This window comes from Micropruina sp. (assembly GCF_047607385.1).
Taxonomy (GTDB): domain Bacteria; phylum Actinomycetota; class Actinomycetes; order Propionibacteriales; family Propionibacteriaceae; genus Micropruina.
Genome location: NZ_JASGDE010000185.1, coordinates 1 through 11,896 on the forward strand (window position 1 = coordinate 1; position 11,896 = coordinate 11,896).

Consider the following 11,896-nt stretch of genomic DNA (forward strand, 5'->3'; position numbering starts at 1 on the left):
GCCTAACTATTTCGCGCTCGCTGAATTCAGCGAGCGCGAAATAGTTAGGCGAGCGCTGGGGTGAGGCGGGGGCGAGCCTCAGCTCTTGGCCGGTTCGATGCCGTCCCGGTCGGACCACTCCAGCAGCGGGTCGATCCGGAACGACTCGTCGTCGATGCCGGCGTGCAGGTCGCCCAGGTCGGCGAACCGGGCGGGCACGGACGCCAGGGTGAAATCGCGCGGGTCGAGGTCGTCCAACTCGTCCCAGAACACCGGGGTGGAGACGGTGCCGGTGGGGGTGCCGCGCACCGAGTAGGCGCAGGCGATGGTGTGGTCCCGGGCGTTCTGGTTGAAGTCGACGAAGATCTTCTTCGGGTCGCGGTCCTTGCGCCACCACACCGTGGTCGCGTCGTCGCAGCGCCGCTCCACCTCACGGGCGAAGGCCAGCGCCGCCCGCCGCACCTCGCCGAAACCCCACTCCGGTTCGATCCGGACATAGACGTGAAAGCCCTTGCCACCAGAGGTTTTCGGATAGCCGGTGATGCCCAGCTCGTCGAGTACCTCGTGGGCGACGTGGGCCACCCGCCGGACGGTGCCGAAGTCGGCGTCCGGCATCGGGTCGAGGTCGATGCGCCACTCGTCCGGCTGCTCGACGTGGCCGCGGCGGCTGTTCCAGGGGTGGAACTCGACCGTCGACATCTGCACCGCCCAGATCACCTGGGCCACCTCGGTTACGCACAGCTCGTCGGCGGTGCGGCCGAACCGCGGGAACCACAGCTCGACGGTCTCGACCCAGTCGGGCGCCCCGCCGGGCAGTCGCTTCTGGTGCACCTTCGGCCCGGCCAGGCCGTCCGGAAAGCGGTGCAGCATGCAGGGCCGCTCGCGCAGCGCCCGGACGATGCCGTCGCCGACCGCCAGGTAGTACTCGACCAGGTCGCGCTTGGTCCACCCGGTCTCGGGGAAGTAGACCCGGTCGGGATTGGTGACCCGCACCACCCGGTCGCCCACGTCGATCTCGATCGCCGAGGTTGAGGGCTTCGCCATGTCCCGACGGTAGCCGGGCCGTGGTGAGTTATCCACAGATTGTCTTCGCGTCGGCTGCGGACGGTCGGAACTGTGGCTGGATAGAGCGGTGGGTATCGATGCCGGCGCGCTGCTGCGGAACAGCGACGGGGTGCTCGTTCAGCGCGAGCACCCGCGCGCCGCTATCAAGTCGTTGCTGGCTGCCGACCGGATCGTCCGGGTGCATCCTGGGGTGTTCGTGGACACCGAGTTGCTGTGGTCCCGGCACACGCGGCTCGCCGCCGCTCTCGCCGCTCGCCCGTCGGCGGTGCTCTGGCGGGCCTCGGCCGTGGCGGCGATCACTTTCTCGAAGGAGCCGTTCGTCAAAGGCGAGCGGGTCGAGCTGGCACAGCCGAGCGATGCGCCTGGTCCGGGGCTGCGCATTACCCGCCGACTGATCACCACAGTGCGCCGCTTCAACGGCCTGCGTTGCCCCGCGCCGGCCGTGGTCGCCGTCGAGGCTGCGGCCCGCGATGACGGCCGGACGGCCGAGTTGTTCCTGCGTGAAGGGACGGTGCGGCCGTACGAGCTCGTCGATGCGCTGGCGGAGTTCGCCGGCTCCCGGCACCAGCGGATCCGCAGCGAGGTCGTGCGCAGCTTCGCGGACAATCCCTGGTCGGGCGGCGAGCGCGAATTGCAGCAGCTGCTTCGCGGCGCCGGGATCAGTGGGTGGGTGGCCAATGCCGAACTCCGCCTCGCTGGTTGCGTCTGCTACCCCGACGTGCTGTTTCCCGATGCGCGGGTGATCCTCGAGTTCGACGGCTACGAGGTACACGGCACCCGTCAGGCGTTCGAGTCCGACCGGGTCAGGCAGAACCGGCTGGTGCTTGCCCGTTACACCGTGCTGCGGATCACTTGGCGGCGCCTGCAGGACGATCCCGATGCCGTGCTGGCCGAGATTCGCGCCGCACTGGCGCTCGGCGAGCCTCAGGTCTGCTGATCGCACCACCAGGCCCCGCCACTGGCAAGGGCCGTACCGATTTCCGCGCTCGATGCGCAAAGGTAGCGAGGTCAAACGTTTTAGCTCATATCGAGTGCGGAATTTGGTATTTCTCCGGGCGCTGAAATCGTCAGGGCTCGATCGGCGTCAGCTCAGCGAGCCGTCCGGATTCACTCGGAACACGTCCACCTTGACCTCGAGGGTGGATTTCTTCGCCTCGGTGAACACCACACCCTTCAGTGGGGAGACGTCGCGGAAGTCGCGTCCCCAGGCGGTGACGATGTAGCGGGAGTCGGCGAAGTGGTCGTTGGTGGGGTCGAGGTCGATCCACTCGCCGCCGGGCACCAGTACCGACGTCCAGGCGTGCGAGGCGTCCGAACCCTCCAACTTCGGCTGCCCGGGCGGGGGAGAGGTCTCCACGTAGCCCGAGACGTACCGCGCCGGCAGCCCGACCGAGCGCAGGCAGCCGACCGCCAGATGGGCGAAGTCCTGGCAGACGCCTTTGCGCAGTTCGAGCAGCTCGGGCAGCGTGGTGCGCACCGAAGTCGCTCCGAGCTCGTAGCTGAAGTCGCGGTAGATGGTGGAGAACAAACCCTCCAGCGCCTCGCCGAGCGGACGTCCGGGCCACAGGATGGTCTCGGCGTAGGCCCGCACCTCAGGCCCCAGCTCGACCAGTTCGGACGGCAACAGGTACTCCGCGCGTTCCAGCGGATCGGCCTCCTGTTCGACCCGAACCGCCGCCTCGGCGACGGTGAACGCGTTCAGCGACTCCATGTCCGGACGCGGCCAGGCCACGTCCACGAAGGCCACCTTGCCGACCACCAGCTCCCGGTGCGGGCTGCGCACCTCCACGTAGAAACTGTGATTGCCGAAGTGGTCGACGTGTTCGCTGATCGCGTCCGGCTCGGGCGAGACCAGCACCTCGTTGCAGATCACCTGCTGCGACCAGGTCTGCAACGGACGCAGGAAGCCGCGTTCGTAGCAGGCCTGCACGTCGTCGTCGTAGGTGTAGATGGTGGAGTGCCGGACGCGGTAGCGCCGCGGCGCGTAGTGATCGGGACGGCTCACCGTCGCCTCCTGCTCACTCATCGGCCACCTGCCACGGGCTCGCCCAGCCGGCGGTCTGCGGACGCCGCGGCGGCTGGCGCAGGAAGTGCAGCGCGGCCAGGTCGTCGGAGAGCCGGCGGAAGTCCTGCTCCAGCCCGGTCAACCGCTCGGTCAGCGCGGCGGTGTCGAGCAGCTCCTCGGGCTCGACGGCGTCCAGCGCGGCGACCAGGGCGAGCGCCTTGGCCGCGGACGCCTCGTCGCCGATCAGGGTCAGGTCGGCGGCCAGCGACTCGGCCTGGTAGATCACCGACCGCGGGTTGACCCGGTCGAGCAGCAGCAACTCGATCGCCGACTCCAGGGCCAGCGTCGGCCCGGTCCCGGCAGCGGCCCGGCGGCGGTGGGTGATGATCGACTCGCCGGCTCGCAGCACACCCTCCACCACCAGGTCCTCCACCTGCCGCTCGCGGGGCCGGTCGAACGCGCTGCCCAGCAGCGACAGGGTGAGCTGGGCCCGTTCCATCCGGCAGCCGGCGTCCAGGAACGCCCAGGACTCGTCGCGCACCATGCTCTGCGCCATGATCCCGGCCAGCGCGAGCAGCGATTCCAGCACGTCGGCCAGCAACGGCTGCAACTGATCGTCGTCGTCGGGTGTCTGGTCCAGGGTCTGCTGCAGCCGGCCGAGCACCGACCAGGTGTCGATGCTGAGCAGGTCCCGGACGTGCTGGGCGGCGTTGATCACCTGGTTCGCGCAACGCCGGACGGTGCCGGCGCGGGAGGCGTCCAGCACCACCTGACGCAGGTAGTCCAGCGGCGTCTCGCCGTCCCGGATCGAACCGGTGACCGTCACCCAGGCGACGGTCTGCAGCAGCGCGTCGGTGGCCAGCGCGCCCGGCGTCCCGACCAGGGTGGAGTTGTCCTCGGCGAAGTCGTCGACCACCTTGAGCAGCCGGGCGGTGCCCTCCGCCCGCTCGGCGTAGCGGCCCATCCAGTAGAGGTTGTCCGACACCCGCGGCGACAGGCCGCTGGCCCGGCTCAGCGGCGGCGGCCGCAGCGTCCGGTCCCGGGACGTCGGGGTGAGCTGGTCGGCGTCGTCGGAGATCACCCAGACGTCCTTGGCCAGCGCGCCGGTGTAGTTGGACACGGTGTGCTCGCCGATCCGGGCCGCCACCCGGCCCAGCCCGCCGGGCAGGAAGCGGTAGTCGTCGTCGTGGGCGACGCCGAAGGTGCGCAGCACGAACCGGCGCGGCTCCAGCCCGGCCCGGGTCACCACCGGTGCGGTGGACAGCCGCATCCGCTGCTGCCCGCACCAGGCCCAGGGCTCGGCGGCGATCCGGTCGGCCAGCTCGGACCGTTCGGTCTGCGACAGCAGCCAGCCGTAGCGCAGCGGCCCCATCGCCCGTGAGATCGGCTTGAGCACCAGGGCGTCCAGGTTGGCCAGCACGTGCGAGCGGTCGGCGTCGCGTCCGCACCACCAGGTGGTCGGCGTCGGCAGCAGCAGCTCTTCGCCGAGCAGGGCGTCGGCGACCGCGTCCAGATGCGCCAGCAGGCCGGGGTTCTCCAGGACGCCGGCGCCGACCGGGTTGACCACGGCGACGGTCCGGTTCCGGGCGGCCTCGATCAGGCCGGGGATGCCGAGCTGGGAGTCGCCGCGCAGTTCCAGCGGGTCGGCGAAGGCGGCGTCCACCCGGCGCAGGATGACGTCCACCTGCTCCAGCCGGTCGCCGGCCCGCAGCCACACCGTGCCGCGGTGCATCACCAGGTCGTCGGCCTCGACCAGCGGGAAACCGAGCAGGGTGGCCAGGTAGGCCTGCTCGAAGGCGGTCTCGCTGTTCGGCCCCGGGGTGAGCAGCACCACCCGCGGCGGCTCGGTGGCGGACGGCGAGGCGTCCTGCAGGGCCGCGGTGAAGGTCTGGAAGAAGCCCCGCAGCCGGGCCAGCGGGGTGGAGCGGTGCAGCCCCGCCATCACCCGGGAGATGATCCGCCGGGTCGCCATCGCGTAGCCCGGCCCGGACGGCGCCTGGGTGCGGTCGGAGATCACCGTCCAGCGGCCCTCGGGGTCGCGGCCCAGGTCGGTGGCCGCCACCACCAGCTGGCGGCGTCCGGGAGCGCTGATCCCGTCGGTCTGCCGGACGTAGCCGTCGTGGGCCAGGATCAGCTCGGGCGGGATCACCCGGCGGCGCAACAGGGTGCGCTCGCCGTAGATGTCGTCCAGCACCAGGTCGAGCAGCCGGACCCGCTGCCGCAGCCCGGCCTCGAGCTCGGCCCACTCGGCGCTGCCGATCAGCACCGGGATCGGGTCGATCGCCCAGTTCCGGCTTCCGGTCTGCCCGGTGCCGTAGGTGACGCCCTCGTCCGCGGCGAACGTCCGGGCCTCGGCGCGAGCGGCCTGCAGGCCGGCCATGCCCATCGCGTCCACGGCCGCGCCCAGGGCGGCCTGATCGGTGCGCAGCCCGGTCTCGGTGACCAGTTCGTCGACCGCGCCGGGGCGCAGGCGCGCCCGATAGTCGTCGAGGACGCCCGACTCGATCGAAACGGCTGCGGACATGGGTTCACCTTAGGGGCGCGGACAACGGCTTCGGCGCGGCGCCAACCCGTGGCTGCCGGGGTTGCGCCGCCGCGGTCGACCCCACTACAGACGACATCGCCTGCGGTAACGCACATCGCCTGTGTTCCTCCGCAGGCGATGTGCGTTTAGGCAGGCGATGTCGGAGGAGCGGCGAGCCGGCGCTATCATCAAAGCAAGATTGATATCAACGAGGAGGGCGCGATGGCTGCGATCACCGTCCGGGGACTGTCCGATGAGACGCACCGTGCCCTGAAGGCGCGTGCCGCGGCTCATCGGCGCAGCACCGAGGCCGAGGTGCGGGCGATCCTGGACGCCGCGGTCGCGCCGCCCGATCGCGTCAGGCTCGGCTCGCTGCTGGCCGGGATCGGACGGGAAGCCGGCGGGGTGGACCTCGACATCAGCCGCGACCGGACGCCGTCCGAGCCGATCGACCTCGGATGATCGTCCTCGACACCAACGTCGTCTCCGAACCGCTGCGTTCCGCACCCGACCCCGCGGTGGCGGCCTGGCTGGACGCCCAGGCGATCGAGACCCTCTACCTGACCAGCATCACCCTCGCCGAACTGCGCTTCGGGGTCGCCTGCCTGCCGTCCGGACGACGACGCGACCGGTTGCGGGACCGGATCGATAGCGAGGTCGTCGCCGCGTTCGAGGGCCGCATCCTGCCGTTCGACGAGGCTGCCAGCGCGGCCTACGCGACGCTGCGCGCCGAGGCCCGCGCCCGCGGAGAGGCGATCGCCGCCACCGACGGCTACATCGCCGGAATCGTCGCCGCCCACGGTTTCGCGATCGCCACCCGTGACCGCGCGCCGTTCCAGGCGGCGGGGTTGGTGGTGATCGACCCGTTCGAGCCGTGAACCGTCATCCCGGATGACGGATCGAGTCAGGCCGGGTGGCCGGGGGAGTAGCGACGCAGGTCGAGGGTGCAGGGGTACTCGGTGCCCATCGGGCCGTTGATTGCCTCGACCGACGGCCAGGACGCGGTGTCGACCGTCCCGGCGGTGTGGCCTTGGGCGTGGAACCGGGCGGCCCGGCGCGACTCGGCCTCGACCGCGTTCACCGGGTAGCTGTCGTAGTTGCGGCCGCCCGGGTGCACCACGTGGTAGGTGAAGCCGCCCAGCGAGCGGTCGTTCCAGGTGTCCACCAGGTCGAAGACCAGCGGCGAATGGATGCCCATCGTCGGGTGCAGCGCCGACCAGGGCGCCCAGGCCCGGTACCGGACGCCGCCGGCGAACATGCCCACCGTGGACGGCTCGTCGTCGCCGCCCAGCGCGGTGCCCCAGCCGCCGTTGGCGATCGGGGTGAGCGGTACCGGGACGCCGTTGCAGGTCACCACGTGGCGTCCCTCGACCAGGCCGGAGACGGCGAGCTGCACCCGTTCCACCGACGAGTCGACGTAGCGGGCGGTCCCGGTGCCGGTGGCTTCCTCGCCGAGCACGTGCCAGGGCTCGATCGCCTGCCGCAGTTCCAGGTGGACGCCGGAGATCCGGGTCTCGCCGAGCCGGGGGAAGCGGAATTCCAGGAACGGGTCCAGCCAGGCCGGGTCGAACCGGACGCCGGGCGCGGCCTCGGCCAGCCACTCGTTGACGTCGGCAACCACCTCGCGCAGATCGGACGCCGCGAACGCCGGCAGCAGGAAGCGGTCGTGCAGCCGGGTGCCCCAGCGGATCAGCCGGCCCCGGTAGGGACGGGCCCAGAACATCGCCACCAGGCAGCGCACCAGCAGCGCCTGCACCAGCGCCATCCGGGCATGCGGCGGCATCTCGAAACCGCGCAGCTCCAGCAGCCCGAGGCGTCCGCGCTGCGAATCGGGCGAGTACAGCTTGTCGATGCAGAACTCCGACCGGTGGGTGTTGCCGGTCAGGTCGGTGAGCAGGTGCCGCAGCAGCCGGTCGGTGTTCCAGGGCAGCGCCGGACCGCCCCACGGCGGCGCGAATTTCTCCGCCTCAGCGCTCACCCGGTCGAGTTCGGCGAACGCGATCTCCATCTCGTACAGGGTCTCGAACCGGCCCTCGTCGAACCGTGGCGCCTGCGAGGTGGGGCCGATGAACCGTCCGGAGAACACGTACGACAAGGCCGGATGGTGCTGCCAGTAGGTGATCAGCGAGCGCAGCAGGTCGGGCCGGCGGAGCAGCGGCGAATCGGCCGGGGTGGCGCCGCCCAGGGTGAAGTGGTTGCCGCCGCCGGTGCCGGTGTGGGTGCCGTCCAGGTCGAATTTCTCGGTGGCCAGCCGGGTCTGCCGAGCGTCCTCGTAGAGCGACAGGGTGAGGTCGCGCTGCTCGGCCCAGCTGCTGGTCGGCTGGGTGTTCACCTCGATCACGCCCGGGTCGGGGGTGACCGAGATGGTCTTGGTGCGCAGGTCGAAGGGCAGCGGATACCCCTCCAGCACCACCGGCAGCTCGATCGCGGACGCCGCCGTCTCGACCACGCTGAGCAGTTCGAGGGCGTCCTCCAGCTTGGTCAGCGGCGGCAGGAAGACGTACAGCCGGCCGTCCCGCTCCTCGACGCAGAGCGCGGTGCGGGGGGCCTTTTCGACCTCCAGCACCTCTGCCGGGGGTGCCTCGCCCTCGACGATGATCGGCAGCAGTCCGGTCATCTCGAACGGGGAGCGCTCCAGCTCCTCCGGCATCGGCGACCAGGCGACCGAGTTCAGCGGCAGCCGCAGGCCCATCGGCGAGGTGCCGCCGGTGAGCATCAGCTGCTTGCGCCGGGGACGCCACCGGGTGGTTCCCCAGCGGCCCTCGTCGGTCAGCCGGAAGACCGGGACCACCCAGCCTCGCGGGGTGCCGTGGGCTGCGTCGACGGAAGCCACCCGGGCGGCGCGGGCTTCGGCGTCGGCCAGCTCCGGGTCGTCCGGATCGGGTTCGTCCGGACGCTTCCCGAACGGCAGCAGCGCCTCGTTCAGCAGCGCCGCCAGCGGGTCCTCGAACCCCGGCAGCACGTGCGCGGCCGGAATGCCCAGTCCGCCGGCGATGTAGGCGGCCAGGTCGCGGACGGCGGTCTGCGCCTCGATCGAGCCGGGTTCGACGCAGGGTTCGTCCCAGGGGTTGGCCAGCAGCGAGCGGTCCTCCCAGATCGGGATGCCGTCGGTGCGCCAGGTGATGGCGATGTTCCAGCGCGGCAGGTCCTCGCCCGGGTACCACTTGCCCTGGCCGTGATGGACGACGCCGCCGGCTGCCCAGCGCTGCTCCAGCCGGGCCGCCAGCTGCTGGGCCAGCGCCCGCTTCTCCGGTCCGTCGGCGGCGCCCTCCCACTGCGGGGTGGCGGTGTCGTCGGCGGAGACGAAGGTGGGCTCGCCGCCCATGGTGAGCCGGACGTCCCCTGCGGCCAGCAGCTCGTCGACCCGCTCGCCGAGGGCGTCCGCGGCCGCCCACTGGGCTTCGGTGTACGGCTTGGTGACCCGCGGATCCTCGTGCACCCGGCGCACCGTGTTGGAGAACGCCATGGTCACCTCGACCGGTGCGGTGGCCCCGGTGATCGGTGCCGCGGACGACGGGTGCGGCGTCGCCGACAAGGGAATATGGCCCTCACCGGCGAACAGCCCGGAGGTCGGGTCGAGGCCGATCCAGCCGGCGCCGGGGATGAACACCTCGGCCCAGGCGTGCAGGTCGGTGAAGTCCTCGGTGGGTCCGGACGGGCCGTCCAGCGCCTCCACGTCGGAGGTCAGCTGGACCAGGTAGCCGGAGACGAACCGGGCCGCCAGACCGGCCTCGCGCAGCACCGAGACCATCAGCCAGGCCGAGTCGCGGCAGGAGCCGAGCGCCTTGGCCAGGGTGGTGTCCGGGCTCTGCACGCCCGGCTCCATCCGCACCGTGTAGGCGATGTCGTGCTGCAGGGCGGTGTTCACCGCGACCAGGAAGTCGACCATCCGGGGCCGCTCGTCGCCGCTCAGCCCGGCGTAGCGGTCGGTGATGTGCTGCTGCACCCACTGCCGCACCAGCGGTCCCGGTCCGCCTTCGGGAGACTCGTCCACCCGGCGCAGGTAGGGCTCCAGGTCGGCGCGCAGCGCGTCCGGGTAGCTGAACGGGTAGCGCTCGGCGTACTCCTCCAGGAAGAAGTCGAACGGGTTGATCACCGTCATGTCGGCGACCAGGTCGACGCAGATGTCGAGCTCCTGCACCGGCTCGGGGAAGACCAGCCGGGCCAGGTAGTTGCCGAACGGGTCCTGCTGCCAGTTGATGAAGTGGTTGCGCGGCGACACGGTCAGCGAGTAGGCGGCGATCGGCGTCCGCGAGTGCGGCGCCGGACGCAGCCGGACGGTGTGCGGGAACACTTCCACCGGCTCGGCGAAGGTGTAGGTGGTGCGGTGTTCGAGGGCTACCCGGATGGTCACCTGCGTGAATCTACTGTCCGGGTGCGAGGCGGGTCACCCTTGGCGGGGCGACCGAAACCTCACTGAAACGCAGCCGCAGTGGCCCCGGTACCCTGAGCGGGTGACTTCTCAGGTACCTGAAGACACCCCGGACGACGGCAGCACCCCCGAACCGACCGGGGACGCCGACGAGCAGGCCACCGCACCGGCCCCGCACCGGCCCCGTCCGCGGGCCCGCTGGATCGCCGCGCTGGCGTTCATCGTGCTGGCCGGACTGATCGCCGGCATCGCCTGGCTGCTGCGTCCGCAACCGGCCTCGACCTCGGTGCCGGCCGCGACCCCGCAGCAGGCGGTTTCCGGCTATCTGGACGCCCTGGTCGCCGCGGACGCCCCCCGGGCCCTGGAGTACGCGCTGAATCGGCCCACCGACACCACCCTGCTCACCCGGGAGATGCTCGAGGCGTCCCACCGCGAGGCCAAGCTGACCGTGGTCAACGTCCCGGTCGTCGAGGGCAACGAGACCGTCACCGTGCCGGCGGAGGTCCGCTTCGGCGACGCCCCGGCCACCATCGCCTTCTCGGTCACCAAGACGGAGGCCGGCTGGCGGCTCGGCCAAGTCACCTCGACCATCGACCCGGGCCCGCTGCCCAGCGAGCTGGGTGCCACCATCAACGGCCGCCCGCTGACCGACCCGGAGCATCTGGAGGTGTTCCCCGGCGTCTACGTCTTCGGCGAGAAGCTGCCCACGATCACCCTGGACGGCGGCCGGGTCACCGTGCAGGCGGTCGGTGAGGACGTCCGGGCCGGGCTGCAGCCGGTGCTCACCGCGGCCGGCAAGAAGCAGGCCAGCAAGGTCGCCGCCACCGCGCTGAAGCGCTGCCTGGCCCAGAAGAGCGCGGCCCCGAAGGACTGCCCGAACAGTGTCGCGGTGGAGAAGGGCCAGAAGCTCGACACCACGTCGATCCGCTGGAACCTGGTCGGCGACCCGTGGAAGAACGCCACCTACACCTTGGACGTCGCCGACCCCACCCATGCCCGGGGGGCGACCCGGCTCACCTTCCGGTTCCGCAGCTCGCTCACCCAGAACGGCGAGAAGTACACGGTCGACCAGACCCTGCCCGCCGTCGACGTCCGGTATCAGGTGTCGGTGACCAACGCGAAGGATCCGGTTGCCTGGGAACGCGTCGGCTGATCCGGTCACACCGCGCCGGGCGGTGGTGCTGGGCGGCGGCGGGCTGACCGCGCTGGCCTGGCTGGCCGGCGTCCTGGACGAGTTGCCGCCGGTGCTCGCCGAGGCCGACCGGGTGGTCGGCACCTCCGCCGGCGCGGTGCTGGCCACCCGGATGCTGCTCCTCGATCCGAGGCTACGCGGTGCCGGCAGCGACGGTCTGGACGAGTTCGCGGCCGAACTCGCCGGCGTCCGGATCTCCACGGCTGTTGCGGCCCGGCTGGTCGCCGCCCAGCTCTGGCCCAGCCGCCGGCACGCCCTGCTCTGGCTGGGCCGCTCCGCCCGCCGTGCTCGGACCACGCTCACCGAGGACGCGTTCGTCGACCTGGTCGGACGAGCCGTCGGCGGCAGCGGCTGGCCGGCATCGCTGGTGGTCGCCGCGGTGGACGCCGACTCGGGACGTCCGGCCTACTTCACGCCGCGCTCGGCGGTCGAGCTGCGCCGGGCGGTGGCGGCCAGCAGCGCGATGCCCGGCGTGCTGCCCACGGTGCGGATCGAGGACCGGGTCTTCCTGGACGGCGGGCTGCGCTCCCCGGCGAACGCAGACCTGGCGTCCGGCTGTGAGCGGGTGCTGATCCTGGCGCCGCAGGGCCGGTCGGTGCGCGAGGTGCGGCGTCCGGCGCACCAGGCGGAGCGGCTGCGGGCCGAAGGCGCCGAGGTGCTGCTGATCGAGGACGACGATCCCGGCCTGGACGTGATGTCGGCGACGGCGCTGCCCGCGGCCCGGGAGCGCGGCCGGCGGGCCGGGCGGGCGGCGTCCGA

The 11,896-nt window shown here is 71.7% G+C and carries 9 protein-coding genes; 5 read left to right on the forward strand and 4 right to left on the reverse strand.

What is annotated here, in order from left to right; translation table 11 throughout:
* Nucleotides 1–78: 78 nt before the first annotated feature.
* Entirely contained in the window at nucleotides 79–1,023 is a 945-nt protein-coding gene (ligD, locus tag QM582_RS16125; RefSeq protein WP_415086090.1) for a non-homologous end-joining DNA ligase, read from the reverse strand.
* Nucleotides 1,024–1,111: 88 nt separating this feature from the next.
* On the opposite strand from ligD, the gene QM582_RS16130 reads away from it, so the two are divergent.
* On the forward strand, nucleotides 1,112–1,981 hold the full coding sequence (locus QM582_RS16130; RefSeq protein ID WP_415086091.1) for an endonuclease domain-containing protein: 870 nt from the start codon (nucleotides 1,112–1,114) through the stop codon (nucleotides 1,979–1,981).
* A gap of 147 nt (nucleotides 1,982–2,128) precedes the next feature.
* Here QM582_RS16130 and QM582_RS16135 read toward each other — a convergent pair whose 3' ends face one another.
* Complete coding sequence (locus QM582_RS16135) at nucleotides 2,129–3,070, reverse strand: transglutaminase family protein (RefSeq protein WP_415086093.1); 942 nt, start codon at nucleotides 3,068–3,070, stop codon at nucleotides 2,129–2,131.
* Nucleotides 3,063–5,573, reverse strand: a complete 2,511-nt coding sequence (locus QM582_RS16140; protein ID WP_415086094.1) for a circularly permuted type 2 ATP-grasp protein — start codon at nucleotides 5,571–5,573, stop codon at nucleotides 3,063–3,065. Before QM582_RS16140 ends, QM582_RS16135 begins: the two co-directional genes overlap by 8 nt.
* Nucleotides 5,574–5,795: 222 nt before the next feature.
* Here QM582_RS16140 and QM582_RS16145 point away from each other — a divergent pair, with 222 nt between their 5' ends.
* Both QM582_RS16145 and QM582_RS16150 read left to right on the forward strand, forming a co-directional pair.
* Complete coding sequence (locus tag QM582_RS16145) at nucleotides 5,796–6,035, forward strand: FitA-like ribbon-helix-helix domain-containing protein (protein WP_415086095.1); 240 nt, start codon at nucleotides 5,796–5,798, stop codon at nucleotides 6,033–6,035.
* On the forward strand, nucleotides 6,032–6,451 hold the full coding sequence (locus QM582_RS16150) for a type II toxin-antitoxin system VapC family toxin (protein ID WP_415086097.1): 420 nt from the start codon (nucleotides 6,032–6,034) through the stop codon (nucleotides 6,449–6,451). Before QM582_RS16145 ends, QM582_RS16150 begins: the two co-directional genes overlap by 4 nt.
* A gap of 26 nt (nucleotides 6,452–6,477) precedes the next feature.
* On the opposite strand, the gene QM582_RS16155 is transcribed toward QM582_RS16150, so the two are convergent.
* Nucleotides 6,478–9,927 carry a DUF2126 domain-containing protein gene (locus QM582_RS16155; RefSeq protein WP_415086099.1) on the reverse strand — a complete coding sequence of 1,150 codons (3,450 nt, stop codon included), beginning with the start codon at nucleotides 9,925–9,927 and terminating at the stop codon, nucleotides 6,478–6,480.
* 100 nt (nucleotides 9,928–10,027) lie between these two features.
* Here QM582_RS16155 and QM582_RS16160 point away from each other — a divergent pair, with 100 nt between their 5' ends.
* Both QM582_RS16160 and QM582_RS16165 read left to right on the forward strand, forming a co-directional pair.
* Nucleotides 10,028–11,098 carry a hypothetical protein gene (locus QM582_RS16160; protein WP_415086101.1) on the forward strand — a complete coding sequence of 357 codons (1,071 nt, stop codon included), beginning with the start codon at nucleotides 10,028–10,030 and terminating at the stop codon, nucleotides 11,096–11,098.
* Nucleotides 11,076–11,896, forward strand: an 821-nt coding sequence (locus tag QM582_RS16165; RefSeq protein WP_415086103.1) for a patatin-like phospholipase family protein, incomplete at its 3' end; no start/stop codon positions are given. The genes QM582_RS16160 and QM582_RS16165, both read left to right, overlap by 23 nt.